The organism is Bradyrhizobium sp. MOS003 (assembly GCF_003020125.1).
Classification (GTDB): Bacteria; Pseudomonadota; Alphaproteobacteria; order Rhizobiales; family Xanthobacteraceae; genus Bradyrhizobium.
In genome coordinates, this window is sequence record NZ_PYFW01000001.1 from 2,023,053 (window position 1) to 2,049,551 (window position 26,499).

Sequence of the window (26,499 nt, forward strand, 5' to 3'; positions counted from 1 at the left end):
GCGCTGGCTTATACAGAAAATGATGCGCTATGACATCAGTCGCAGCGAAAAAGCAGGATGCGATGACCGGACAGAAAGCCTCCCACGAGTTGAGGGTTGCCATCGCAGGCCTTGGCTCGATCGGCACCAAGATCGCCACCGCGCTCGATCAGGGCATCGAGGGGCTGACGCTGTCGGCCGTGGCCGTGCGCGATCCCGCCAAGCATCAGGCCTACATCGGCGGTCTGCGTCATCCGCCAAAGATCCTGCCGATCGATCAACTCGGCGAGGTCGCCGATATCGTGGTCGAATGCGCGCCGAGCAGCCAGTTGCGCGCGATCGTCGAGCCTGCGGTGAAGCGCGGCAAGGCCGCGGTCGTCGTCAGCGTCGGTGGCCTCCTCGACAATTTCGATCTCGTCGATCTCGCCCGCACCAATGGCGGCCGGATCATCGTGCCGACCGGCGCGCTGATCGGGTTGGATGCCGTCAATGCGGCGGCGATCGGCACCATTCATTCCGTGAAGATGGTGACGCGCAAGCCGATCGACGGGCTGAAGGGCGCGCCGTTCATCGTGCAGAACAACATCGAGATAGACAATCTGCGCGAGCCGCTCAAACTGTTCGAGGGCAGCGCGCGGGAAGCGGCGAAGGGCTTTCCGGCGAACGTCAATGTCGCCGTTGCGCTGTCGCTGGCGGGCATCGGCCCCGACCGCACCCAGATCCAGGTCTGGGCCGACCCGACCGTGACGCGCAACGTTCACCGCATCGAGGTCGAGGCGGATTCGGCGCGGTTTTCGATGGGCATCGAGAACATCCCGTCGGATAATCCCAAGACCGGGCTGATCACGGCGCTGTCGGTGATCGCGCTACTCCGCAAGCAGCGCGCCACGCTGTGCGTGGGGACGTAACTCTTACGCGCCCGTCACGCGCCAGATCACGTTGCCGACGTCGTCGGCCATCAGCAGTGATTTCTTGTCGGGGCCGATCACGACGCCGACCGGCCGGCCGTAGGATTCCTTCTCGTCCGGGGACAGGAAGCCCGACAGGATGTCGCGACCGGGGCCGGATGGCTTGCCGTTCTCGAACGGGATGAACACCAGCTTGTAGCCGGACAGCGTGCTGCGATTCCACGAGCCGTGCTGGCCGATGACCATGCCGTCGGGGAAACCCGGCAGCGTGCCTGCGGGCATCCAGCACAGGCCGAGTGAGGCGGTGTGACCGCCGAGCGCGTAGTCCGGTTGAATAGCCTTGGCGACCATCGCAGGATCCTGCGGCACGCGGTCGTCCACCGTCTTGCCCCAGTAGCAATAGGGCCAGCCGTAGAAACCGCCGTCGCGCACCGAGGTGAGATAATCCGGCGGCGTCTCGTCGCCGAGCCCGTCGCGCTCGTTGACGACGGTCCAGAGCACACCCGTATTCGGCTCCCACGCCAGCCCGACCGGGTTGCGCAGGCCCGCGCCGAAAATACGGTGCGTACCGGCAACGAGGTCGAGCTCGTAGACCGCGGCGCGGCCCTCCTCGACCTCCATGCCCATCTCGGCGATGTTACTGAGCGAGCCGACGCCGGCATAGAGCTTCTTGCCGTCGGGGCTTGCGAGCAGGCTGCGGGTCCAGTGCCCGCTCGGCTTGAAAGTGGTGAGGCGCTTGCCCGGCGCGGTGATGCGGTCGGCGTTGGCGACGTAAGGAAAGGCCATCACGCCATCGGTGTTGCCGACATAGAAGGTGTCGCCGACCAGCGCCATGCCGAACGGCTGGCTGAGATTTTCCATGAAGGCGCCACGAATTTCCGCGACGCCGTCGCCGTCCTTGTCGCGCAGCAGCGTGATGCGGTCGGCGGACACGCCGAGCGCCGCGGCGCGCCGCATCGTGGCCTGCATCGCATAGTGGAACACGCTGCGCGGTGCGCCCGCGATCTGCGTTGCTTCCGCGATCAGCACGTCGCCATTGGGCAGCACCTCGATCCAGCGCGGATGGTCGAGCCCGGTCGCGAACGCGTTGACCTTGAGCCCGGGCGTGACGGTCGGCTTCTGGCCCTCACTCCAGCCGCGTGCGGTCGGCATCTTCAAGGTCGGGATCGCGCCTTGCGGCTTCGCCTCGGGAATGGCGGGTTTTTCTCCCCAGGCCGGCGCAGGCACGGTGCCCGACAGCTTGCGCCATTGCAGCGCGATGCCGCCGAGAAGCGCAACGAACTGCGCAAAGATGCTGGAGAAGGTCATGCGGAGGGCCCCTGTTTTGGCGCGCATCCAACTGGTTGACGGGGCAGACGTCAACCTGTGTGGGGCGCCGGCCGGGCCTATTCCCGTGGAATGGCAGCCGATCGATTTTGCATGGGCCGAACGTCGATGGCCGTTGCCCGGAGATCAGCCTCGGATCTGCCGCTCCAGCTGCCGTGCCACGCGAAAATCATCGAGGTGCTGGATGTTCGGAGCCAGCGCGGCCTCCTTGGACAGCAGATGATAGACCCGCGCCACTGTGCGCTGCTTCTGCTTCGGCCGCCCGCGTGGCAGCGCCCGCGCCTTGCGGATGGCGGCGATCGCGTGCTCGCGGAAATAATCGTAGGCGTCCGACATGGCTCGATGCTCTGCGGCTAATTGCATGCGTCGAATAGGTAACGAGCTGGCGGAGCGGCGGTTCCTGTCGGCGGATCGTGCGCTCGTGCCCCGAACGCAGTGCAGCGCGCCTTTTGCCGTGCGCTGCAGTGCCGGGGTCAATCTTATCGGCACGCATAAGCCGCGCTATCTGGGTCCCGGCTCTGCGCAGCAGCGTTGCACGCTGCAGCGCGTCCGGGGCACGAGACTGAGGCGAGCTGCTACGCCTTCACCGCGGCGACAGGAACGGGATGATCATCGGCACCCGGCGGCAATAGGCGCCATAGGCGTCTTCGCCGAGCTCCTTGGAGAGGAACACCTCTTCCATCCGGCCCTTTTGCCACATGCCGAGCGAGATCAGGATCGCGCCGAGGATCGTCGTTACGAGGCCGATTGCGATGCCGGTGACGAGCATGCCGAAGATCAGGCCGGTGTAGATCGGGTGACGCACGATGCCGTAGGGACCGGTGTCGATGACGCGGTGGTCTTCCTTGTGGGTGATGGTGTTCGACCAGAATTTTCCGAGATGCAGCCGGCCCCACCAGGCGAAGGCGATGCCGGCGGCCGAGAGGATTGCGGCGATGGTGATACCGGTGTTGCCGAGCACCCAAAGCGGTTTCCAACCCAGGAGCTGTGCAACCCACGGCGTGTACAGGATGCCGCCGATCAGGATCGGCAGACGATAGCGCTGCGACTCCAGCGTCATGACCTGCTTCTTGGTCCGCCCCTGCCAGAACGAGGCGCCGACCCAGCTGGCGAGAAAGGCGAGCCAGACCAGGGCCAGGATTTCGGTCGGCCAGGCCGTGGTCCAGCCACCCCAGGCGACGGAGAGAAGCTTGCTGAAATCGAAGGACATGAAGGTTCTTTGCGTTGGGCGGCGGCTTTAGCTCGCGCGCGAGGAGAGCGCGTGATGCTCGAGGGCCCCGGAGGGCTGCTGACCGTTGCGGGCGAGCAGATGGGTGATGGTTTCGCGCAGCACGGGCTCGATCGGACGTGGTGAATAGCCGAGCTCGGTGCGCGCCTTGTCGATCGAGAGGTCGCTGGCGGCGAGCGCGATGCGCACGCCCTCGGCGGTGCCGTTGGGCGGCCTGCGCGTGAAATGGTCGGCGATGTATTCCAGCATGATCGCGGAGAGTTCGGCGATTCTGCCGGGCACGACGATCGGATATTGCCGGCGGCCGCTCATCGCCGACATCATCCGCAGGATGTTGCCGAGCGGGACGCAGTCGCCACCGAGGATATAGCGCTGGCCGATGCGGCCTCGCTCCATGGTCAGCACGAGGCCCATGGCGACGTCGCGGACATCGACGAGGTTGACCAGGAAGTTGAGATGCGGCTGCACCTTCTTCTGGAGGAAGTACCACAGCATCGCCGTCGGCGGCGTCAGATTGTGGTCGGCCGCGCCGATCGGCATGGTCGGCGTGCCGATCACGAGCGGAAAGCCGCTGGCCGCCGCTTTCGCGGCATGATGCTCGGCGAGCGACTTCGACCGCGTATAGGCACCCGGCATTGCGTCAGCCGGCTGCAGCGCCTCTTCGGCGGCAACGCCCTTGAGATCGGTATAGGGGAAAAGGATCGATTCCGTCGAGCAGTGCAAGAAGCGCGACACGCCGCGCTTCATCGCGGCTGCGAGCACCACCTCGGTACCGCGGAAATTGACGTCGTGAAAGTCCTGCTTGTGGGCGACCCACATGCCGGGCAGGCCGGCGAGATGATAAACCTGATCGACCCCGGCGACCGCGGCATCGACCGCGGCGCCGTCCAGCACCGAACCCTGGACGTGCTCGACGTCCGCGTTCGCTGCGGCCGGCGCACGGACATCGAGAACGCGCACCCGCTGCCCACGGGCGCGGAGCGCTTCTACGAGGTGATGTCCGATGAAGCCACTGCCACCGGTAACCAGAACGAGAGCCATGCAGAAGGTTGCTATTTCGCTTCGAGAGCTATCGGGTTGAAAGGGAATTGGCCGGAAGAGGCGCCAGAATCGCGGCAAGGTCGCGACGGAAGCCCAGTGCAATGAATAATTTTGCCATTACGAACATCGGTCCGAGCAAAAGGTGCGACGGAAAAGTGAACAACGAGGCTTCGCGGCCCTCGAAAACCTTGTGGCCGATGGCCTGCGCGGCGAGTCCGAGCACCACCAGCGCGGCAAAAATCGCCCACATCGTCACGGTACTGACTTGCGCCGCAACGGTGGCCGCAACCGAAAATAGCACGATCGAGACCGCCAGAATCCCGATCCCCAGCGCCACATCGAGCAGTAGCCAATAAATCAGGACCGGCAAGGCCAGAATCACGGCGAGGCTGACGTCAAAACCGAACAGCGGCAGCCGGACCAGCGTCAGCGGCATCACGGCGCCGGTGAACAACAGCAGTATGCCGACCACATGCATCGCCGTGTTCCGGGGGTCGCGATGGTAGTCGACATAAACGGCAAGTTGGCGCTGGAAATAGCCACCCATTTCGGTCTCATGCAACTCGGGGTCGGGAAGGGCGAACAGTGGCTATAGCACCGGACCGGGCGGTGCACAAACCGCCGCCAATGTCGCGCGCGAAACAATCAGCGCGCCTGGGACAGACCACAAAACGATCGGGACTTCAAAGGGTTCCCGCAGATGCAAAGTTGCGTTCGCTCAGCGCTTCTTGGCGGGCTTTTTCGCCGCAGGTGCGGGCGCCGCAGCCGGACGCGCAGGTGCGTCCTCGGGCACCTTGGCATAGGTCAGGATTTGCAACTGGCCGTTGACGGCCGCGGTCGGCTTGGCCCGGTCGAGAAACTGCTCCTCGCCGAGGCCGATCGGATGCAGCCGCTTGGTCGAGATCTTGAACGTGTTCACCAGCACGTCGCGGATCGCGTCGGCGCGCCGCTGGCTCAGGATCGCGTTGGCCTCCCGCGTCTTCGAGTTGGATTCGACGTGGCCGACGATCAGGAACGTGTAGGGCAGCAGCGACGAATGAACCAGCGCGTCCGCAATGCGGCCGACGGTTTGGTAGGAGGCCGGCTGGATGATCGGCGTGTCGGCATCGAACTGGATCTGCGCGCTGAAGGTGGGCAGCTTGGCGAGGTCAGGCGCGATCAGCGGCCGGTTCACCGGACCCGGATCGTTCTTGATCCTGGTCTTGGCGCGCTCCATCACCTGCTGCTTCAGCGCGGGAAGGTCGACCTCCGCGGCTTCTTCGAAATGGTTGAGCTTGCCGACGATGTCGTCGCGGGTCGGCGCCGCAGTCTGGGCGCCGGCCGCGCCCGCAAGCAAAGCAAGGCCGAGCACGACCGCAGCTCCGGCAATGAAGAGCCTGCTCGCGCGCATCAGCGGTACCCCGCGTCGTCGACGGCCTTCAGGCAGTTGTTGCTGATGCCCTTGGGCGTCGAAACCAGGCAGGGGACCGACTTGCTGGTCTCCTTGGTCGAGCCGCCGCAGACCTTGACGATCTCGCGCTGGCAGGCGTTCGCCACCGTGACGCGCGCGGCGACGCGCTTCTGGATGGCGTCGAACGCGCCGAGATAGTCGCTCGCGCACTGCTGGGACAGCACGTCGCGGTTGCGCGACAGGCACTCCTTCAGGCGGGTCGAATCCGGGTTGACGCCGCGGCAATTGGCGACGATTTCCGCGCCGCAGCTTTTGGCCAGCAGCCCGATCGAATCGCCAAAGCTCATGGTCTCCGCCGCCGCAAGCGACGGCATCCCCAATGCCAGCAAGATCAGTGTGATGCCTCGGACCATGGGCGCATCTGATACGGGGAAGTTCGCGATGGTCAAGACCTGTTCGGGCGAGAACTGTCGAGAGTTCGGCCGGTGCGGCGAACAGTCCTCACTGGTCGGCGTCGTCGCGGGGCGGCCATTCGATCAGGGCGACCGTCAGTTTGCTGAGGTCGTCGGCGAACTCAGGGTCGGCCTTGAGCTCGTCCAGCGTGCGCGGTGGGGGAAGCTGCCGGCCGTCCGCGATCAGCTCCTGCGCATAGAAGGCGAGCGCCTCGGGTGCACTTTCCAGGGCCTCCTCGACATCGTCACCGCCGGAAATGCAGCCGGGGAGGTCCGGAAACCACAGGCTGACGGCGTCGGGATCGGTGTCCTCGATGATGGCAACATACAGAGCCATGTCGTGGCTCACGCCCGCTGCACGAAACTGTCCACGACCTTCTTCTCGCCGGCCTTGTCGAAGTGGATCGTGAGCTTGTTACCGTCGATCTTGGTGACGTGGCCGTAACCGAATTTCTGGTGGAAGACGCGGTCGGACAGCGAGAAGTCCGAGGTCGTGCCGGTCGATTTGGCGACCAGCTCGCCCTCGATGGTCATCGGACCGCGGCGGCGTGAGGAGAAGCTGCCGAAGTCGGGGCCCGACGACGCGGAGGACGAGAACGTCGCGGACTCTTCCTCGAAGCCGCTCCCTCCGCCGCCGTTGCGGCCGCCACCCCGATTGCGGTTGGCTTGCGCGCGCTGCCAGCCCGGCGTCGAATAAGTCGAGCCGAAGGCTTCCATGTCGTCGAAGCGCGAGGCGCCGTAACCGCCAGTGCCGCCCCAGGCCGAGCCGCCCTTGGATTCGGTGATCTCGACATTGGCCGCCGACAGCTCATCGAGGAAGCGCGAGGGGATCGTGGTCGACCAGGTGCCGTGGATGCGGCGGTTGGTGGCGAAATAAATCATGGCGCGACGGCGGGCGCGGGTCAGGCCGACATGGCCGAGCCGGCGCTCTTCCTCCAGCCCCGCGCGGCCCTGTTCGTCCAGCGTGCGCTGGCTCGGGAAAAGACCCTCTTCCCAGCCCGGCAGGAAAACGTTGTCGAATTCGAGTCCCTTGGCCGAGTGCAGCGTCATCAGCGATACCGCGTCTTCGTCGGCGCCGCTGTCACGGTCCATCACCAGCGAGATGTGCTCGAGGAAGCCTTGCAGGTTCTCGAACTCCTCCATCGAGCGCACCAGCTCCTTCAGGTTCTCCAGCCGGCCCGCGGCGTCAGCCGAACGGTCCTTCTGCCACATCTCGGTATAGCCGCTCTCGTCGAGCACGATCTGGGCGAGGTCGGTGTGCGCGGTGACCTCGCGCTGGGCCCGCCAGCGGTCGAACTGGGCGACGACCTCGCGCAGACTTCCGCGCGCTTTCGGCTTCAGCTCGTCGGTCTCGACCACGGCACGCGCCGCATCGAACAAGGGAATGCGGCGCTTGCGGGCGTGGTCGTGCAGCATCTGCACGGTGGCATCGCCAAGTCCCCGCTTGGGCACGTTGACGATGCGCTCGAAGGCGAGGTCGTCGGCCGGCGAGTTGATGACGCGCAAGTACGCCAGCGCGTCGCGGATTTCGGCGCGCTCGTAAAAGCGCGGGCCGCCGATGACGCGATAGGGCAGGCCGAGCGTGACGAAGCGGTCTTCGAACTCGCGCATCTGATAGGAGGCGCGCACCAGAATGGCGACCTCATTGAGCTTCTCGCCCTTGCGCTGGATCTGCTCGATCTCCTCGCCGATGCCGCGGGCTTCCTCTTCCGAATCCCACGAGCCCGTCACGGTGACCTTCTCGCCGTCCTGGTCCTCGGTGCGCAGCGTCTTGCCGAGCCGGCCTTCATTGTGTGCGATCAGATGCGAGGCGGCGGCTAGGATGTGGCCGGTCGAGCGGTAGTTGCGCTCGAGGCGAATGACCTTGGCGCCAGGGAAGTCATGGTCGAAGCGCAGGATGTTGTCGACCTCGGCGCCGCGCCAGCCATAGATCGACTGGTCGTCGTCGCCAACGCAGCAGATGTTCTTGACGTGAGGCTTGTTGTTCGCATCGGGCAGCGCAACATCACTATGCTCGTCATCGCCGGGCCCATGCGAAGCGTCGAGACCCGGTGATCCACCGTCTGAAGACGCAATGGATTGCCGGGGCAAGCCCGGCAATGACGGGTTGGAAGACGGCGCCTGCGACAGCAGCCGCAGCCACAGATATTGCGCGACGTTGGTGTCCTGATATTCGTCGACCAGGATGAATTTGAAGCGCTGCTGGTACTGCCGCAGAATATCCGGGTGCTCGCGGAAGATGCGGATGTCCTCGAGCAGCAGATCGCCGAAATCGGCCGCATTCAAAATCTTCAGCCGCTCCTGATAGCTCGCATACAGCTTCCCGCCCTTGCCGTTGGCAAAGATCGCGGCTTCTCCGGCCGGCACCTGCGACGGCGTCAGGCCGCGGTTCTTCCAGCCGTCGATCAGGCCGGCGAGCATGCGTGCCGGCCAGCGCTTGTCGTCGATGTTGTCGGCCTGCAGCAGTTGCTTCAGCAGCCGCACCTGGTCGTCGGTGTCCAGCACGGTGAAGTTCGACTTGAGCTGCGCCAGCTCGGCATGGGTTCGCAGGATACGGCCGCCGATGGAGTGGAAGGTGCCGAGCCAAGGCATGCCCTCGACGGCGTGGCCGAGCATCTGGCCGAGCCGGTGCTTCATCTCGCGCGCGGCCTTGTTGGTGAAGGTCACCGACAGGATCTCGGCGGGGCGGGCGCGGCCCTGGCTCAGGATATGGGCGATCCGCGTCGTCAGCACGCGCGTCTTGCCGGTGCCGGCGCCGGCCAGCACCAGGACCGGGCCGTCCAGTGTCTCCACGGCCTCGCGCTGCTCGGGATTAAGCCCGGACAGATATTTCGGGCCCACCGAGGCGCGCGCACGTGCGGCGATGCCGCCGGCTGCGGGCTGGTGGTCGGGTACGGTCTGGGTCGTGATTTTGCTCGGCTCGGTCATGCGAATCATTGGCCCCACGATGGCACCGCGGGGTGGCGGAAGGGAGCCTTCTAACAGGGATCGATGCCTATATGGGGCCGCGGAACGAGGTTTTCCACGTGCACGGCGAGCCAATTTGTTCCGGGGGCCCTTGCGAATTTCCGCGCCGTGCTGGCCGGAACAATTGTTCCAGCGTCGAGATTGTTTGGGCAGGTGGTGCGGCCCGCCGCGCCAGAGCAAACATCAAGACGAGGGTTTTACCATGCTTGGCTGGGTTGTGACATTTCTGGTTATCGCATTGATCGCCGGCATCTTGGGCTTCGGCGGCATCGCCGGCGCTTCGATCGAGATCGCCAAGATCATCTTCTTCATCGCGATCGTTCTATTCTTGGTCTCGGCCGTGGTCGGCCTGGCCCGCGGCCGCAACAGGGTTTGATCGCGATCATGCGAGCGCGCGCGAGCCTAACGTGACGGGCTCGCGCCACTTCGCTTCCAACAGGCGTCAACGCCTCGTGATGACGACCTCCAGATACTCGCTGGGTACGACCATGCTGCCATCTTGGGCCTTGTTCGCGGATGCGATGAGCCGCAACAGATCCTGCGTCAGGCTTGCCTGTTGATTGGCATCCAGGGCCGCATAGGCCTTCAGGACGGGGCCATAAAAGGTCTTGAACACTTCGAGGAAGTGCTCTGGCGAGCGATACCGGAAGGTGAATTGCCGATTTTCGGCCCGTATCTCGGCCGCGCCGGCGGCAAATAGTCGTTCCAGATGTGGACGGGTGCCCCACAGCGCCGGCGACAATGCGCCGGATGGCGGCGGCAGATACTTGCCGAGCGTCTTGAATACCTGTCCGATGAAACCGTCCGGCCTCCAGTTGGCGAGCCCGATTTTGCCGCCGCTCCGGCACACCCGCAGCATCTCACCTGCCGCCTTGGCGTGATCGGGCGTGAACATCACGCCGAAGGTGGACACCACCGCATCGAAGGTCCCGTCGGCAAAGCTCAATTGCTCTGCATCCGCTTCCTTGAATTCGATCGCGAGGCCATCGGCTATCGCGCGGGCGCGCGCACGATCGAGCAGGGCTGGAACGTAGTCGGTCGAGATGACATGGCACCAACGGCGCGCAGCGGCCAGCGAAGCGTTGCCGTTGCCGGCGGCGACGTCGAGAACCGACTGTCCGGCGCGGATATCCATCGCCTCGCACAGCTCTTCGCCGACGATCTGAAGCGTGGTGCCGACGACGGCGTAGTCGCCTGACGACCAGGCGCCCTGCTGCCGGGTCTTTAGGGCCGCGAGATCGATCGCGGGGGCCTGGGCGGTTGCGGAAATGGTCATGATCGGGATCCTTTTCAGTGTTCGCGATCCTGCACCCGCAGGAATTTGAGCGGCGCGAATAGGCCTGCGCGTGCTGGTCCCAGGGAACTTGGCCGCGAAGGTCCTTGCGGACTATCCGTTTCGCGACAGGACTATCCGCATCCGTGAACTTTTCGTCCGGAAGCAAGACCACTTTCTGAAGGAGGCTGACGCGATGACTGGAAGCGATGATCGCCCATCGGGTCCGCTCCCGCGCAGCGTGCGGACCGCTCTGGATGCGATGTCCAACACCAGCGAGCGCCGCTGGACCGTCGCCGAACTCGCCGTGCTCGCGGGCGTATCGGGTCGTACCCTGCAGCGGCATTGCAGGACGTTTCTCGGCAAATCGCCGCAGGAGATCATGCGCGACCGGAGCTTTGACTGCGCGCGGCGCGAGTTTTTGCGCGGGCGGCCCGAAACGCGGGTGATGGACGTGGCCCTGCGCTGCGGATTCACCCACTTCGGCCGATTCTCGATCGGATATCGGCACAGATTCGGTGAAACACCGTCCGAGACGATTAGCCGCCAGGTGCGTCTTGCGGACGGGTTGAAGTCGAGGTGGCAGGGGGGCAGGACCTCGTGGGATGAGCCCATGATCCATCTTGGCCCGATCGAGGCCGATTCCTCCATTCGGCCTCGGGTGGACGATATCGCCGACGAGATTGCTGTCGCCATGATGCGGATCGGGATGCCGGTTGCGGCCGAGCCGCGTTCGGCGCGCTATCAGCTGGTCGGAGCGGTGAGGGGGACCGGCCGCGGCCAGCGGCTCCTGCTCCGTCTGATCGACCGGCACGGCGGCCGTCAGATCTGGGCGCATCGCATCGACGATCCTGTTGGTGCGTCAGCCGACATCGAACGATTGGCCGCTGGCGTGGTCGGCGCCTTGCAGCCCGGCCTGCGTGCGGCCGAAATCGACCAGGTGCTGGTCCGACCGCTGGCCGAACTCGGCCCTCGCGAACTTGCCCTGCGCGCAATGCCGGGTGTGCTCTCGCTCGACGAAGCCGGAAATGCCCGCGCGCTGGAACTGCTGGAACGCGCTCTGGCGTGCGACCCATCGCACGCGCTCTCCGCTGCGCTTGCGGCCTGGGTCCATGCTCAGCGGGTGGTCTACCACTTCACCGCAGACATTCGGGAAGACCGGGCGCGAGGCCTGGAATTGGCCCGGCGGGCACAAACCCGTTCCTCCGATCCGACCGTCCTCGCGGTGGTCGGAACAGCGCTGACCCTGCTCGACAAACTCGACGGCGCGGCACTCGTAATCCAGAAGGCGCTGGCGGCCAATGGCGCCTCCGCCTGGGCGTGGAGTCGCAGCGGATGGCTCGACGTCTACCGGGGCGATTCAGACTCGGCGATCGAACGCTTCAAGATCGCCCTCGACCTGGCGCCGCAGGATCCTCTCGCCTTCAACAGCACCATCGGGATCGGCTGTGCCTATTTCTATGCCGGCAACTATGCCGCCGCAGCGCGCTGGCAGGCGCGGGGCCTGGCTGAGCATCCGTCGGCAGCCTGGGTGCACCGGACATTGTGTCCCGCCTATGTCCTGACCGGTGCGCGCCCGGAAGCCGGCCGAAGCCTTGGAGCGCTGCGATCGAGCTATCCCGACCTCACCCTGTCGCAAGTGCAGCTCGGCATGCCGCCCCTGCAGCAGACCTATCGGGATCTCATTCTCGAAGCGCTCTCGGAGGCCGGCCTGCCCGATTAGCGCGGGACTTTCACCCAAGCTTGGCCGGCATCGCGATGCTGCGCCCGATACCTTCCGGCCGCGGCGCCGCACCATGCGCCTTGCGCACGGCCTGGATCCGCTCGCGGATATCGGGCGGGAACGGCGCCACCTTGCGCGCCGTCATGTCCATGTGCAGCGACATGTTCTCGGAGGTCGCCGACAGCCAGCCCTCGGTCGCATGCCGCATCTCCTCGAACGTGTGCAGGCGTTTGTCGTCGGCCTCCAGCAGCCAGACCCAGACCTGCACGGGATCGCCGAGGTGGATTTCGCGCAAATACCGCACGTGGCATTCGGCAGTGAAGGTCGAACCGCCGCGCTCCTTCATGTAAGCCGGCCCGATGCCGAGTTCGGTCCAGAGCTGGTCGATCGCGCGGTCGAACATCACGTTGTAATAGGCCATGTTGAGATGGCCGTTATAGTCGATCCATTGCGGCTCGATCTGCATGATCGAGGCGCGGAACGGTTCGGCCTTCGGCGCGGAGGCGGCAGTCTCGGGCATCGTTTCCTTCCAGCTATGCGTCCGGTCGCTTGACTTGACCGGCTTTATGTCCTTTGCCACGGTTCTTCTGTCGGGAGGAATTCGTGGGCACCACCATCACCAATAATCCGCCGCGGCCGGAGCCGAAAGCCCTCGCGAGCGCACTGGAGCAGCTTGCCGCACGCTTCGGCAACCGCCTCATCACCTCGCAGGCCGTCCGCGAGCAGCACGGCCATACCACCACCTGGATTCCCAACCAGCCGCCGGACGGCGTGGTGATGGCGCAGGAGACCGCGGACATCCAGGATGTCGTGCGGATCTGCGCCAAAAATCACGTCCCCGTCATTGCCTTCGGCACCGGTACCTCGCTCGAGGGCCAGGTCAACGCACCCGCCGGCGGTATCTCGATCGACCTGCGCGACATGAATAAGGTGCTCGCGGTTCATGCCGAGGACCTCGACTGCGTGATCCAGCCCGGCGTCACCCGCAAGGCGCTGAACGAGCATCTGCGCGACCAGGGCCTGTTCTTCCCGATCGATCCCGGCGCCGATGCCTCGCTCGGCGGCATGGCCTCGACCCGCGCCTCCGGCACCAATGCGGTGCGCTACGGCACCATGCGCGATAGCGTGCTGGCGCTGAAGGTGGTGCGAGGCGACGGCGAGATCATCACGACCGGCACGCGCGCCAAGAAGTCATCGGCGGGCTACGACCTGACGCATCTGTTCGTCGGCGCCGAAGGCACGCTCGGCATCATCTCCGAATTGACCATCCGCCTGCGCGGCATCCCCGAGACCATCGCGGCCGGCGCGGTGTCGTTCGGGAGCGTGCATGGGGCCTGTCAGGCCGTGATCCTGGCGATCCAGACCGGCATTCCCGTGGCGCGCATCGAGTTGCTTAACGCCGCACAGGTGAAGGCCTGCAATGCCTATTCGAAGTTGACGCTGCCGGAGACGCCGCTGCTGTTGATGGAATTCCACGGCAGCGAGATCGAAGTCGCCGAGCAGTCCAAGGCCTTCGGCGAGATCGCCAGGGATTGCGGCGGCGGCGATTTCTCGTGGACCACCAAGCCGGAAGACCGCACGAAACTGTGGCAGGCGCGGCATGACGCCTATTGGTCGGTGAAGGCGCTGCGGCCCGGCGACAGCATCGGCGTGGTCGCGACCGATGTCTGCGTGCCGATCTCGCGGCTCGCCGATTGCGTCGGCGAGACCGAGGAAGATCTCAAACGGCTCAACTTGCTGTCGCCGATCGTCGGCCATGTCGGCGACGGTAATTTCCACTGCTCTCTCGTGTGCGACACCAACGACGCCGCCGAGATGGCGCGCGGCGAGGAGTTCATGCATCGCCTGGTCGAGCGCGCGCAAGCGATGGACGGTACCTGCACCGGCGAGCACGGCATCGGCCAGGGCAAGCAGAAATATCTCGAGGCCGAGCTCGGGCCTGAGGCGCTCGATGCGATGCGGGCGCTGAAGAAGGCGCTCGATCCGCTCAACATCTTCAACCCCGGCAAGATCGTGCCGGAGGCGTAGCGCGCAGGCCGAGCGCCGTTTATGCTCGCTCCATCGGCTACGGAGCGGGCAATGCGCTGGTTCGCGCGAAAGACGCGACGGGACATCTGGGACGAAGCGATCGAAGCCCCACTCGGCGACATCGATGCCGCCGAGCGCATCCGCGCGATCTGCGATGCCGCGGCCCCGAGCGCCACACATGCTGCGCAGGGCGACAAGCGCGAGGGCGAGCGCTACGAGCGCGCGGCCAAGGTCGCGATGGAAATCGCGATGAAGATCTCGGATGGACTGATGCGCGACGATGGCGTTCACCGCATCGTCGATCTCTGCATGACGGCCGACGACCTCAAGACTGCACAGATCCTGTTCCGCGCGATCCATGCCAGCTGGATTCGCGAGACGATCCAGCGGGATCACCCGACGCTGATATCGTAAGGGGCGACCGTCGCTAATCGGGAGGTGCGCTCCCTCCCCCGCTTGCGGGGGAGGGTTGGGGAGAGGGTATCTCCGCAACGGGACAGCCCCCTAGAAGAGAAAGCCCTCACCCGGCGATCTCTGCCGCAAGCGGGCGAGGTGCACCGAGACCGCGGCACGACCGGTTCGACTCAAAAACCCGCTGACTCTATTTTGCCAACTTCCGTACCGCTTCATCCACACTATAGAAGACGTGCTCGCGGGGCAGGGCGTCGAACAGCCTGAAGCGCTCGAACGCATCCTGCGCACGCACCGATTCCAGTCGTGCCAGAGCCACCGTGACGCCTTGCTCGCCGCACACCTTGAAGACATCCAGCAGGATCTGCGCAGCGGTGAAGTCGATCTCGACCATGCCGCTCGCCTCCAACACCAGCAGTTGCGGTGTCGTCGCGAGCACCTTGGTCACGTCGCTGCGAAAACCCGGCGCGTTGAGGAAGGACAGCGGCGCCTGCAGTCCAATCACGGCCACGCCTTCGACGCGCTCGCCGGAGATGTGCGGATGCGCCGGCCACCAGATCGTCGTGCCGGGGACGCGCTCGAACTCGACCAGCCGCGCGCGCGTCGTGCTCCAAATGCCGTGCAACAGCGACAGCACGATGCAGAGGAACGCGCCCTGCTGGATCGGCAGCACGATGATCAGAGCGGCGGTGGCGACGATCAGCAGGAATTCGCTGAACGACTGGCGGTAGATCGTCACGATCTGCCTGAAGCGGATGATGCGTAGCGCCACGAACAGCAGGATGCCGCCGAGGGCCGCATCCGGCACGTGTTGCAGCAGTCCGGTGCCGAATGCGAGCAGCACCAGCACGATGGCCGCGGCCGCAAGGCCCGCGAGCTGTGATTGCCCTCCAGTCTCGGCGACGATGCCGGTGCGCGGCGGGCTCGCATTGACCGGAAAGGCGCCGAACAGGCCAGCGATCACGCTGCCGGCGCCGGCCCCGAGGAAGTCGCGGTCGACATCGGCGGGTGTGTCGGGATCGGACGGGAACGACTGCGTCGTCGCCGCGGTCTGCACCATCACCACGATCGTGATGACGAAGGCGAGCGGCACGAGGCGCACCCACAGCTCCGGTGCCAGTTCGGGAAAGGTCGGCCGAGGTAGCGTGCCCGGCACCTGACCGACGACGTTGACGCCCTTGCTTTCCAGGCCGAGCGCAATCGTGGCCAGCGTCGCGGCGACGAGCCCGATCAGTGCGCCCGGAATTTTCGCGCTGATCGTCTCGAAGACGAAGACCAAGGCCAGCACACCGAATCCGATGCACAGCGTGAATGGGTTGCTGAGGCCGATCTCGCTTGCGAGCACGCCGATGCGATCGAGCGTCGGTCCGCTCGGCGATTGCAACCCGAGCACGCCCGGCAATTGCGAGACGATGATATGGACGGAAATGCCGGCGAGGAAGCCCACCATGACCGGCACCGACAAGAGGTTTGCGATCACGCCGAGGCGAAAGGCCCCGCCGGCCAGCATCATGGCGCCGACCATCAGCGCCAGCGCAATCGCGACGCCCTGATACTCAGGCGTCCCGGCGGCGGCCAGCGCCGCGAGCCCGCCGGCGAAGATCGGCGTGATCGTGGAATCGGCGCCGCAGGACAGGAAGCGGTTGCCGCCTAGCAGTGCGAAGCCGAGCGAACCCGCCATGAATGCGAAGAAGCCGATCTGCGGCGCGAAGCCGCCGAGCCGAGCCGTGGCCATCTGCTCGGGAATCGCAATCGCGGCCAGCGTCAGTCCCGCCATGAGGTCGCCAGGCAGGGAATAGGATGCGAGCGAGCGGAAGAGCGGCCAGGCGTGCTTGGCGTGCGGCATCGATGTGAGATCCCCGGAAATGCTGGTGTCAGTCGATCAGACTACAGCATTTCCGGAAGTGCGTGTCCCGGACGCGGTGCGGAACGAAGTGCCGCTCCGCAGAGCCGGGACCCATCATGCCGCGCAATACGTCGCCGCACGGGCCCCGGATCTGCAGCGAACCGCAAGAGCGCTGCGTTCGGGGCACGAGAGTTGCGGATACCTCAGTACCTGCTGCGGTAATTGTCGCCACGTGTCGGCCCCCCGTAGCCGCCACCGCCGTAGCCGCCGCGGCCCATGCCGATTCCAATCCCGATGCCGACACCCACGGATGCGGGCGGCGGTGGCGGCGGGGCGCGCTCGTAGACGATCACTTCCTCGGGCGGCGGCCGGCGCGTTTTGGGAGGCGTCTCGACCACCTTGCGCTTCGCTGGGGTGTCGTCGACGCGCTTCTTGATCACGGGCGCGACCGATGGGTTGACTGGCGTCGCCGGCGGCACCGAACACGGGCAGGTCGGAGCGGTCGCAACCGCGACCGGGGTCGTCGCGGCGGCGACAGGCACGCCATAATTGCGGTTCTGCACCCGCAGCAGCATCCGGCGTGCGGTTGCGGCGAGGTCGCTGTTATCCCAATTGTCGAGATAGGCCTCGAACGAGGCGCGGGTGTTGATCGCGGTGGCGCGCTCCCAGGCCAGCATCTGCCGCCGCCGCTCCAGCACCGTGCGCAGGCGCGGCGTGCGGGTATCCTGTGCGTACAACTCGACATAGGCCTGATAGGCCGGCACGGTGTCGTCGGTGATGACGAGTTCATAGGCGACCGGCGCGGGCTTGCCCCGCAACTCCTTGCGCCAGTCTTCGAGGCTTCGCGTACTGCCGGCGAGCGCCATCGCCGATGCGCCGGGAAGAGCCGGCGTGCTGCCGCTGCTCTCGCCGAAGAACTTGAAGTCGGTGGTCAGCGACGAGCTTTCCCAAGGGATCTGCCGTCCGTCGGTCGATTGCGCGACGGCGACGCGGATGCGCTTGAACACCTCCTCGATCGGCAGATTGGGCTGCTTGGCAACGGTCAGCGCCGCCGCGGTGTAGGGGCTGTCGATGCCGTTGCCGTCCTCGGCTTCCGCGCCGGGCGAGGTCGAATAGGAAATGAAGGAGCCGGGCGCGCCGGCCTTGGTGTCGACGATCGCAAGCCCGTGGCCAGCGCCGCTCAGCGCCGGGAACGGGTTGTTGCGGCAGGCGTCGAGCATAAAGATGCGCGCCCGCGTTGGCAGGGCGCCGAGCGTGTTGAGCATGTCGTTCAGCCGCACGCCCTGGAGCGGAATGTCGGCCTCGCGCTTGGGATCGAGATCAACGGGAACGAGATAGTTCTCGCCGTCGATCTGCAGCCCGTGGCCGGCATAGAACACCAGTGCCACCGTGTCGGCGCCGCTGGCGCTGACCTTGCCGGCGAAATCCGAGATCGCCGCCCGCATCTCGTTCTGTGCCAGGTTGGAGGCCGTGGTGACGGTGAAGCCGGCATTGCCGAGCATCTCGGTCATGCCCTTGGCGTCGTTGGCAGCGTTGGGCAGTTCCGGCACGGTGCGATAGGCGGATTGGCCGATCACCAGCGCGAGCCGGGCTTCGGCCGCGGCCTCCGTCGGTGCCAAAAATTGGGTGAGGGCCAGAAGGCCCGAGCCAAGAAACAAACGGGAAAAGGCAGGAAGGCGCATGGTGTCAGCTCCATCGGCAATGGGCGCGACGATGCCAGCTTTCTTAAGGTCTCGCCATGCGTCCGTCTGTGCGCTGGGTCACGCTTGCACTGCGGTAAATGGGCTGGTGTTTGCTGGAGCCGGCAGGCATCGGTGTGGATGCATCCATGCCAATTGCGCATTGATCCATGCTCCCATTGGATTGATAGCGGCCCTGCGCGGCAGCCCACATCGCGCGGCGGGGCGTCAGGCCTCTCCTCTCCGCAAATCCTCGGTGAATGCCGTCGTTCAACAGCACTTCTCGGGTTGCTGCGCGTCCCACGCGCTGCTGTGCGCCTGCAAGCCCTACGCTTGCCTGTGCCGTCGCTTTGGCCATACAGTCCCCGCAACAGGCCACGGCAACGACCGCGGCGAACAAAAAATAATGTGGGAGAGACCGCACCATGACCATCGTGCCCGTGAACCGTCGCGCGTTCATCAAGTCATCGACGGCGGTCACCGCCGGACTCGTGCTCTCTCCCGCCATCATCGGCCGTGCCGAAGCCGCGACGCTGAAGCTGAAATGCTCCTCCTCGCTGCCGAACGATCCCAAATTCGCCAATGGCCGCGTCTATTACGACAACCTCGTCAAGAATTTGAAGGGCAATGGGCTCGGCGAGCAGATCGAGGTCGCGTTCTTCCCCGACAACCAGCTCGGCCAGGAGATCGACGTCATCAATTCGGTGAAGCTCGGCGTCATCGATCTCATGGTGTCGGGATCATCCATCTCGGCCAATCTGGTGCCGCTGGTCGGCACCTACGATCTCGGCTTCCTGTTCTCGAGCTTCCCGCAGCAGACCAAGGCGTTCGACGCCGGTGCGGCCAAGCCGATCGAGGATGCCCTGCTCAAGGGCGGCAACATCCGTATCATCGCCTGGGCCTATAATTTCGGCTCCCGCAGCGTGCTGGCGAAGAAGCCGGTCAAGACGCCGGAGGATCTCGCCGGCCTCAAGATCAGGACGCTGCCCAATCCCGTCATCACGGAATGCCTGCGCTTGATGGGCGCCGCCGCGACGCCGCTGGCGTTCGGCGAGATCTACACGGCGTTGCAGGCCGGCGTGCTTGACGGTCTGGAGCACGATCCGCCGACGATCCTCGCCAGCAAGTTCTTCGAGACGGCGAAATTTTACGCCCTGACGCAGCATAATTTCTCGCCGCTCGCGATCTACTTCAGCGACATGACCTACAACCGCATGGATCCGAAGCTGCGCGAGGGCTTTCTCGATGCTGCGAAGAAAGCCGCAGCCGACACGCGGGCCCACGGGCTTGCGGTCGAGAAGGAGGCGCTGGCGGCTTTGACCGAGAAGGGCGTGACGGTGGCCGAATGCGACCGCGAGGCGTTCAAGAAACGCGTCGCTCCGCAGACCGAGAACTTCATCAAGGCACGGCCGGAATCCAAGGCCGTCATCGACATCATTCGCGCAACGCAGGCCTGATATGGCGATGGCCGGCGCCGTACCTCTCCCGGGCGAACGCCACGGGAGCATTGCTCTTTTTCTTCGACTCAGCGACGCGATCGCGGCCGTCCTGCTCGCCGCCGATCTCGTGGTGGTCTGCGCCTCCGTGCTGCTGCGTTTCTTTTTCAACGCACCGGTCGAATGGTCCGATGACGTTGCGCGCGGGCTGATGGTCGGCTCGGCCTTCTTCGGAGCGGCGAGCGCGCTCGCGCGCGGCGAGAATGTCGGTGTTTCCTTCTTCAGGGATCTTCTGCCGTTGCGGCTGCGCGCCTTGGTCGACGCCGCGAGCGCGCTGCTCGTCGTCCTGATCTCCGGCTATGTCGCCTACAACGCCATCAAGCTGGGTTCGCTCACCGCGGGCCAGACCACCGGCTCGGGCTTGCCGCTGGAATTGACCTTCTATCCGATGGGCGTCGGTGCGCTGTTCATGACGGTGTTCGCGATCGACCAGCTCTGCGCACGGCCGTTTCCCGATATCGTCAGGGGGCTCATCTCGATCATCGTCGTCACCGGCCTCTATCTCGCTTGGGATTATCTGTCGCCGTCCTCGGTGCCGTCGGCGGGCACGCTGATGCTGGTCGGCTTCTTCGTGACGCTGTTCGGCGGATTGCCAATCGGCTTCGCGCTGGCGCTCGCCGCGCTCATCTTCATCTGGGTCGAGGGCGCGCTGCCGGGCGTCATCTTCGCCCAGCAGATGGCGCGCGGTATCGACAATTTCGTGCTGCTCGCGATCCCCTTCTTCATCCTCGTCGGCTACCTCATGGAAGCCAACGGCATGTCGGTGCGGCTGATCGAGCTGCTGCAGCGCGGGGTGGGGCGCATGCGCGGCGGGCTGAACGTCGTGATGGTCGCATCGATGGTGCTATTCTCGGGCATCTCGGGCTCGAAGATGGCCGACGTCGCCGCGGTCGGCTCGGTGCTGATCCCGGCGGCGCGCCGCTCGAAGCAAAATCCTGGCGGCGCGGTGGCGCTGCTTGCGGCCTCCGCGGTGATGGCGGAGACCATCCCGCCTTGCATCAATTTGATCATTCTCGGCTTCGTGGCCAATCTTTCGATTGGCGGACTGTTCGTAGCCGGCCTGTTGCCGGCGGCGTTGATGGCGGCTGCGCTGATCGCCGTGTCCGTCATCTTCGGCAAGCGGCCGGACAAGGTGGAGGAGGTCGAGCCACAGATGCCGGTCTCGGGCCTATGGAGCGGCGCGATCGCCTCGTTCGGCCTGATCTTCATGATCTTCTTCGGCTTCAAGAGCGGCTTTGCCACCGCGACCGAGATCTCGGCCTTCGCGGTGGCCTACGCGCTCGTCGTCGGCAGCGTGGTGTTCCGCGAGCTCAGCTTCAAATCGGCGACACGCAGCTTCGTGCAGGCCGCGACGCGCGCCGGTCTGGTGCTGTTCATCGTCGCCGCAGCGCAGTCGCTCGCGTTCACGCTGACCCTGCAGCAGGTGCCGCATGCGGTCGGCGATTTCATGCTGGGGTTGTCGAAGACGTCAGGCGTCTGGCTCTTCATTCTGCTTGCGATCGCGGTGCTGATCGTGATGGGTTCGGTGCTGGAGGGCGCGGCCGCGCTGATCATCTTCGGGCCACTGCTGTTGCCGGTCGCGGTGCAGCTCGGCGTCGATCCCCTGCATTTCGGCGTCGTGCTGGTCATCGCCATGGGCATCGGCCTGTTCGCGCCGCCGCTCGGGCTCGGGCTCTACGGCGCTTGCCTGATCGGCAATGTGCCGATCGAGCAGACGGTGAAGCCGATCATGGGGTATCTCGGCCTGTTGTTTCTCTGCCTGCTCGTCATCGCCTTCGTGCCATGGCTCTCGACTGCGCTGCCGCGGGCATTTGGCTACTGAAGGAGTTTTGTCGTGAAGGTCCTCCTCGCGCACACGCCGGAGATGCGGCGCAATTACTACGGCGATCGCAGCCTGAACGGTCTGCGCGCGGCCGCCGAGGTGATCCTGCACGAGCGCGATGAAACCCTGGACGCGGCCAGCCTCGTGCGCGCTGCCAAGGATGCCGACATCATCGTCGCCGATCGCATGACGGAAGGTCGCGGCGAGATCTTTGCGCAATTGCCGCGCCTGCGGGCCTTCGTCCGCTGTGCCGTCGATATCCGCAACGTCGATGTGGACGCGGCCTCGGAGGCCGGCGTGCTCGTGACCCGCGCCGGGCCTGGCTTCGTGCAGGCCGTCGCCGAGCTCGCGCTCGGCTTCATGGTCGATCTCTCCCGCGGCGTCTCGCGGGCGACCGCGGACTACCAGGCCGGCCGCAAACCTGAGGCGCGGATGGGCCGCCAGCTTGCCGGCAGCAAAATAGGTATCATCGGTTACGGCAGCATCGGCCGCTATCTCGCCGAGGTCGCAAAAGTGCTGCGCATGGAGGTGCTGGTCTCCGATCCCTTCGCCACCGTCGGCGACACCATCAGGCAGTTCGGTCTCGACGAGCTTCTCGCCACGTCGGACTACGTCGTCTGCCTCGCGATCGCCAACGAGCAGACCGAGAATCTGATCGGCGAGGCGGCGCTGGCGCGCATGCAGAAGCATGCGGTCTTCGTCAATCTCTCGCGCGGCAATCTCGTTGATGAGGCGGCGCTGGCACGCGCGCTGCTGGAGCATCGTATTGCCGGTGCGGCGATGGATGTTGGCCGCGCGCCCGACCAGATGCCGACGCCCGAGCTGGCGAAGCTTCCCAACGTCATCGCGACGCCGCATGTCGGCGGGCTGACTCCGCAGGCGATCGAATATCAGTCGCTGGAAACCGTGCGGCAGGTCGAGGCCATCGTCAAAGGCGAGGTCCCGCCGGGAGCGGTGAACGCCGACCGCTGGACGCGGCGACCGTGACGCGTCCCTAAAGCCGGTCCACCGGCCTGAACGTCCCGTCCTTCTGGATCACCGTCAAAAACACCTTCGGTGGCGTGTCGATCATGCGCATGCCGACGGTGACGGCGGTGCCGCTGATGTCGAAGCGGCCGACATCGTTGATGGCGCGGAGCAAATTTGCGCGCGTCGGGTTCGGCCCGGCTTTCTCCAGCGCCTTGGCCGCGAGGCGGCCGGAGAGATAGCCTTCCAGCGACACGAAGTCCGGTGTCAGCGTCGGATCGAACGCCTTCTGCGCATCCTGGTAGTCGGCGACGAGCTTGAGCGAGCGATCCCAGGGAAACGGCACGACCTGCGAGACGATGACGCCTTCGCCCTCGGGGCCGAGCTCCCTGGCCAGCGCGTTGGCGCCGACGAAGGAGATGTTGACGAAGGTGGGATGGAAGCCGCTGCGGTGCGCGAGCTTGATGAACTCGGCGCAGGGCCCATAGGTCCCGACCATCACGATGGCCTCGGGTTCGGCCCGCTTGATCATTCGCCAGGCGGCCGCGACCGCGCGGGTGTTGCGTTCGAAAGTGCCTTCGGCAGCGAGCTCGAGGCCGCGTTTGGCGAGCGCGCGCTTGACGCCGGTCAGGCCGTCGCGGCCGAAGGAATCGTCCTGGTAGAAGATGCCGATGCGGGTGAAGTGGCGATCCTCGGTGAGGTGCTTGATCCAAGCCTCGGCCTCCGCACCATAGCTCGCGCGGATGTTGACGACGTTTGCAAGTTCGAGGTCGCGCAGGAATTCGGCGCCGCTGAACGGGCCGATGAAGGGAACGTTCCTGGCGCTGGTGATCGGAATTGTCGCCATCGCGGTCGGCGTGCCCACCGCGCCGATCAGCGCGAACACCTTGTCGTCCTCGATCAGGTGCAGCGTCTGCGCCACCGAATGGTCGGGGTCGTAGCCGTCATCGCGGCTGATGAGCTGAAGCTTGCGGCCGTGGACCCCGCCTTTGGCGTTGATCTCGGTGAAGGCCGCGACGATGCCTTGTCGCATGCGCTGTCCGAGCGCGGAGGAGGGGCCCTCCAGCGCGGCGGCCTGGCCGAACAGGATCGCATCCTCGCTGACGCCGGCCTCGTCGGCGCTCGCCGGGAGCATCGCTGCGGCCAGCAATGCGATGGTCAAGGCGACATATGTCGCGGATCGCGATGGTGTCATGAGAATGGTCGCCGGATGCTGGACGCGGTTGCAGGAACGATAGGTCTGCGAGGCTGAACAGGACGCTAACTCCGCGCCGCGCGCACGGTCCGTAAGACTGCGGGGAAAATCGGCAACTTGTTTCCACAATGCCGGATCATTCGGAGACTTCATTAACTAATCCACGCATTGCGGAATGCTCGGGTTCCAAAATTGTGCAGTTCTTAACCGCGGTCTTGTTCCGATAGCGGCGCCGGTGCCTCAACCAGAGGTTCGGTTCGTCGCAGACAGGGGACGGCGGCTTCAAGATGGGCGATCGCGATCGGCACGATCAGGATCGGAAGGGGATGACCGGATGGTGGCGTGCCGCGCCGCTGCTCGGGCTGTATCGTCCTGCGCTCGTCGCCGTCGGCGTCGGTCTTCTGTTCTCGGTCGCGGGCGCGGCCGCCGTGGCGCGGTGGGAAGATCGCGTCAACAGGATCGAGTTCGAGAACGCGGCCGAAACCGAAGCGATCGTCATGCAGAACGGCATGGGCGAATACATCTCGAGGCTCGTCGCGCTGCGCACGCTGTTCGAATCGACCAACGACGAAGTCTCCCGCAACGAATTCGAGACCTTCAGCGCCCGCCTGTTCGAGCGCCATCCCGGCATGCTGCGCATCGCCTGGCTGCCGCGCGTCAACCGCAAGGAGCGCGCCGAATACGAGACCGCGGCGATCACGGACGGCGTGTCCGGCTATCGGATCAAATCGCTCCAGGGCGAGAGCTTCGCGACGGCGCCGCAAAGCGACGAATATTTTCCGGTGTTCTACTCGACCCAGCCGAAGACCTCGCCGGTCTACGGCATGGATTACGCCACCGTCCCGGAGCGCCGCGCCGTTCTCGAGCGTGCGCGCGACGACGACAAGGTCGCGGCCATTCGCACCCGCCTGTTCGAACCGCGGGAGGGAGGGCGGCTGCCCGACGTCCTGGTTGCCATTCCCGTCTACGCCAAGGGGACGTCGCGCCAGACTGTCGTGGACCGGCGTCGCAATCTGGCCGGCTTTGTGGTCGGCATCTTCGACCTGCCGCTGCTGATTCAGGCCGTTCGCGTCACCACCGGGGCAAGCCCCGCGGTCAGCATGAACGTCTACCCGCCCTTCACGGCGCAGATCGCCAGCTTGGAGCAGATGCTGCCGGATTATTCCTCGGCCGCCTCGGCGCCACAGTCGATGCGGGACGTCGCGCGGACGCTACACTGGTCGGGCAGTCTCAAGATCGGCGATACCGATTGGCAGGTGCGGGCGGTTCCGACCGCCGGCGGTCCGCTGGAGACGACCTATGATCGCGCGTGCGCGGTGCTGATCGTCGGCTTGTTGCTGACGCTGTCGCTGTCGACCTATCTCATGCTTGCGAGCCGCAATTCGCGACGCCTGTCGCTGGCCAACCGGCGGGTGCTCGAACTCGCCCAGACCGACATCCTGACCGGACTGCCGAATCGCGCCTTCTTCCTCGCCCGGCTCGACGAGCTCAATGGGCGGCTGGAAGACGGTGGGCCGACCTTCTCGATCCTGATGCTCGACCTCGACCGCTTCAAGAACGTCAACGATTCTCTGGGTCACGGTGCCGGCGACGCGCTGCTCCGCCAGGTGGGGCAGCGGCTGAAATCTGCCGTGCGCGCCGGCGACGTGCTGGCGCGGCTCGGCGGCGACGAATTCGCCGTCATCCAGGAGGGATGCCAGGATCAGCGCGCCTGCTCGACGGAGCTGGCGGCGCGGATCGCCAAGCTCTTGACCGAACCATTCCTGCTGCCCGGTCACCGCGTCGAGATCGGCACCAGCATCGGCATCGCCATCGCACCGGATCACGGCCGCGATCAGGAGCAGCTTCTGAAGAAAGCGGACCTTGCGCTCTATCGTTCGAAATCGGCGGGCCGCAACTGTTTCACCATCTACGACGAGGCGATGTCGGCCGAGCTGGAGGCCCGCAACACGCTGGAGGGGGATCTGCGCGACGCCATCGCGCAGTGCCAGCTCGAGGTGCATTACCAGCCGTTCGTCGACGCGCTGAGCGGCGCGCGGCGCGGCTTCGAGGCGCTGGTGCGCTGGCGGCATCCGACACGCGGGTTGATTCCGCCGGATCAGTTCATTCCGCTTGCGGAGGAGACCGGGCTTATCGTGCCGCTCGGCGAATTCGTGCTACGGCGCGCCTGCGCCGACGCTGCTGGCTGGCCATCGGATCTCGCGGTCGCGGTCAACCTGTCGCCGATCCAGTTCAAGGAGGCCGAGCTGTTCGACATGATCTGCGCGGCGCTCGCCGATTCCGGCCTGCCGCCCCAGCGGCTGGAGATCGAGATCACGGAATCCGTGCTGCTGGAGCGCGGGGTCGAGAACCACGCCTTCATGCAGCGGTTGAAGCAGCTCGGCATCGAGCTCGCGCTCGACGATTTCGGCACCGGCTATTCCTCGCTCAGCTATCTGACGGCGTTTCCGTTCGACAAGATCAAGATCGACAAGTCGTTCATCCGAAACCTCACCCATCAGCCGCGCAGCTCCGCCATCATCTCCGCGATCGTGACGCTGGCGCGCGGGCTGGACATGTCGGTCACCGCCGAGGGCGTCGAGACTCGCGAGGAGTTCGAGCGGCTGAAGGCGCTCGGCGTCAATTTCGCGCAAGGCTATCTGTTCGGCCGCCCGCAGCCGATCGAGCGGATCCTGTTCGATGCGCCGCCAACCCCTCACGGCGCGACGCCGCCTGAGCGCGTCCTGGTGCATCTCGGCCGACGGGCAGGCGCGGAATTCGCTTGACCCG

The 26,499-nt window shown here is 65.5% G+C and carries 22 protein-coding genes and 1 pseudogene; 9 read left to right on the forward strand and 14 right to left on the reverse strand.

Annotated elements, in window-relative coordinates; translation table 11 throughout:
• Window positions 1–62 precede the first annotated feature (62 nt).
• Window positions 63–887, forward strand: coding sequence for an aspartate dehydrogenase (locus tag C7G42_RS09765; protein WP_106948919.1), 825 nt, complete (start codon window positions 63–65; stop codon window positions 885–887).
• Between the two features lie 3 nt (window positions 888–890).
• Here C7G42_RS09765 and C7G42_RS09770 read toward each other — a convergent pair whose 3' ends face one another.
• From C7G42_RS09770 to C7G42_RS09805, 9 genes are all read right to left on the reverse strand, one after another.
• Window positions 891–2,195: a PQQ-dependent sugar dehydrogenase gene (locus C7G42_RS09770; RefSeq protein WP_106948693.1), complete on the reverse strand. Its 1,305-nt coding sequence runs from the start codon at window positions 2,193–2,195 to the stop codon at window positions 891–893.
• 144 nt (window positions 2,196–2,339) lie between these two features.
• Complete coding sequence (locus tag C7G42_RS09775; RefSeq protein WP_094977372.1) at window positions 2,340–2,549, reverse strand: hypothetical protein; 210 nt, start codon at window positions 2,547–2,549, stop codon at window positions 2,340–2,342.
• A gap of 247 nt (window positions 2,550–2,796) precedes the next feature.
• Window positions 2,797–3,423, reverse strand: a complete 627-nt coding sequence (locus tag C7G42_RS09780; RefSeq protein WP_106948694.1) for a methyltransferase family protein — start codon at window positions 3,421–3,423, stop codon at window positions 2,797–2,799.
• Window positions 3,424–3,450: 27 nt separating this feature from the next.
• Window positions 3,451–4,482 carry an NAD-dependent epimerase/dehydratase family protein gene (locus C7G42_RS09785; RefSeq protein WP_106948695.1) on the reverse strand — a complete coding sequence of 344 codons (1,032 nt, stop codon included), beginning with the start codon at window positions 4,480–4,482 and terminating at the stop codon, window positions 3,451–3,453.
• 28 nt (window positions 4,483–4,510) lie between these two features.
• Complete coding sequence (locus C7G42_RS09790; RefSeq protein WP_106948696.1) at window positions 4,511–5,029, reverse strand: Mpo1 family 2-hydroxy fatty acid dioxygenase; 519 nt, start codon at window positions 5,027–5,029, stop codon at window positions 4,511–4,513.
• Window positions 5,030–5,200: 171 nt separating this feature from the next.
• On the reverse strand, window positions 5,201–5,872 hold the full coding sequence (locus C7G42_RS35210; protein WP_199580747.1) for an OmpA family protein: 672 nt from the start codon (window positions 5,870–5,872) through the stop codon (window positions 5,201–5,203).
• Window positions 5,872–6,285: a hypothetical protein gene (locus tag C7G42_RS35215; protein ID WP_199580749.1), complete on the reverse strand. Its 414-nt coding sequence runs from the start codon at window positions 6,283–6,285 to the stop codon at window positions 5,872–5,874. The genes C7G42_RS35210 and C7G42_RS35215 overlap by 1 nt, the downstream gene beginning before the upstream one ends.
• 88 nt (window positions 6,286–6,373) lie before the next feature.
• Window positions 6,374–6,661, reverse strand: a complete 288-nt coding sequence (locus tag C7G42_RS09800; RefSeq protein ID WP_106948698.1) for a type II toxin-antitoxin system HicB family antitoxin — start codon at window positions 6,659–6,661, stop codon at window positions 6,374–6,376.
• 8 nt (window positions 6,662–6,669) lie between these two features.
• Window positions 6,670–9,261, reverse strand: a complete 2,592-nt coding sequence (locus tag C7G42_RS09805; RefSeq protein ID WP_106948699.1) for an ATP-dependent helicase — start codon at window positions 9,259–9,261, stop codon at window positions 6,670–6,672.
• Between the two features lie 232 nt (window positions 9,262–9,493).
• Here C7G42_RS09805 and C7G42_RS09810 point away from each other — a divergent pair, with 232 nt between their 5' ends.
• Window positions 9,494–9,667 (forward strand): DUF1328 domain-containing protein, encoded by a 174-nt coding sequence (locus C7G42_RS09810; protein WP_106948700.1) that lies wholly within the window; start codon window positions 9,494–9,496, stop codon window positions 9,665–9,667.
• Between the two features lie 66 nt (window positions 9,668–9,733).
• On the opposite strand, the gene C7G42_RS09815 is transcribed toward C7G42_RS09810, so the two are convergent.
• Entirely contained in the window at window positions 9,734–10,567 is an 834-nt protein-coding gene (locus tag C7G42_RS09815; RefSeq protein ID WP_106948701.1) for a class I SAM-dependent methyltransferase, read from the reverse strand.
• Between the two features lie 88 nt (window positions 10,568–10,655).
• Here C7G42_RS09815 and C7G42_RS09820 point away from each other — a divergent pair, with 88 nt between their 5' ends.
• Window positions 10,656–12,287, forward strand: a complete 1,632-nt coding sequence (locus tag C7G42_RS09820) for a helix-turn-helix domain-containing protein (protein WP_147250238.1) — start codon at window positions 10,656–10,658, stop codon at window positions 12,285–12,287.
• Between the two features lie 10 nt (window positions 12,288–12,297).
• On the opposite strand, the gene C7G42_RS09825 is transcribed toward C7G42_RS09820, so the two are convergent.
• On the reverse strand, window positions 12,298–12,807 hold the full coding sequence (locus C7G42_RS09825; protein ID WP_106948920.1) for a thioesterase family protein: 510 nt from the start codon (window positions 12,805–12,807) through the stop codon (window positions 12,298–12,300).
• An 83-nt stretch (window positions 12,808–12,890) separates the two neighbouring features.
• On the opposite strand from C7G42_RS09825, the gene C7G42_RS09830 reads away from it, so the two are divergent.
• Window positions 12,891–14,315, forward strand: coding sequence for an FAD-binding oxidoreductase (locus C7G42_RS09830; protein WP_106948703.1), 1,425 nt, complete (start codon window positions 12,891–12,893; stop codon window positions 14,313–14,315).
• A gap of 51 nt (window positions 14,316–14,366) precedes the next feature.
• Window positions 14,367–14,729 carry a hypothetical protein gene (locus C7G42_RS09835; protein ID WP_199580750.1) on the forward strand — a complete coding sequence of 121 codons (363 nt, stop codon included), beginning with the start codon at window positions 14,367–14,369 and terminating at the stop codon, window positions 14,727–14,729.
• 187 nt (window positions 14,730–14,916) lie between these two features.
• Here C7G42_RS09835 and C7G42_RS09840 read toward each other — a convergent pair whose 3' ends face one another.
• The gene (locus C7G42_RS09840; protein WP_106948705.1) at window positions 14,917–16,572 is read right to left on the reverse strand and encodes a SulP family inorganic anion transporter; all 1,656 of its coding nucleotides are present in this window, start codon (window positions 16,570–16,572) and stop codon (window positions 14,917–14,919) included.
• Window positions 16,573–16,775: 203 nt separating this feature from the next.
• The gene (locus tag C7G42_RS09845; protein WP_106948706.1) at window positions 16,776–18,254 is read right to left on the reverse strand and encodes a caspase family protein; all 1,479 of its coding nucleotides are present in this window, start codon (window positions 18,252–18,254) and stop codon (window positions 16,776–16,778) included.
• Between the two features lie 422 nt (window positions 18,255–18,676).
• Between C7G42_RS09845 and C7G42_RS09850 the strand changes: the two genes are divergently transcribed.
• The 3 genes from C7G42_RS09850 to C7G42_RS09860 are packed head-to-tail and all read left to right on the forward strand — an operon-like array spanning window position 18,677 to window position 22,556.
• Window positions 18,677–19,708, forward strand: coding sequence for a TRAP transporter substrate-binding protein (locus C7G42_RS09850; RefSeq protein WP_106948707.1), 1,032 nt, complete (start codon window positions 18,677–18,679; stop codon window positions 19,706–19,708).
• Window positions 19,709–19,715: 7 nt separating this feature from the next.
• Window positions 19,716–21,569, forward strand: coding sequence for a TRAP transporter large permease (locus C7G42_RS09855; protein WP_199580752.1), 1,854 nt, complete (start codon window positions 19,716–19,718; stop codon window positions 21,567–21,569).
• Between the two features lie 12 nt (window positions 21,570–21,581).
• Window positions 21,582–22,556 (forward strand): NAD(P)-dependent oxidoreductase, encoded by a 975-nt coding sequence (locus C7G42_RS09860; protein WP_106948709.1) that lies wholly within the window; start codon window positions 21,582–21,584, stop codon window positions 22,554–22,556.
• Between the two features lie 7 nt (window positions 22,557–22,563).
• Here C7G42_RS09860 and C7G42_RS09865 read toward each other — a convergent pair whose 3' ends face one another.
• Window positions 22,564–23,730, reverse strand: a complete 1,167-nt coding sequence (locus C7G42_RS09865; protein WP_106948710.1) for an ABC transporter substrate-binding protein — start codon at window positions 23,728–23,730, stop codon at window positions 22,564–22,566.
• Between the two features lie 326 nt (window positions 23,731–24,056).
• On the opposite strand from C7G42_RS09865, the pseudogene C7G42_RS09870 reads away from it, so the two are divergent.
• Window positions 24,057–26,446: pseudogene (locus tag C7G42_RS09870) on the forward strand (bifunctional diguanylate cyclase/phosphodiesterase).
• The last annotated feature ends 53 nt before the right edge of the window (window positions 26,447–26,499 follow it).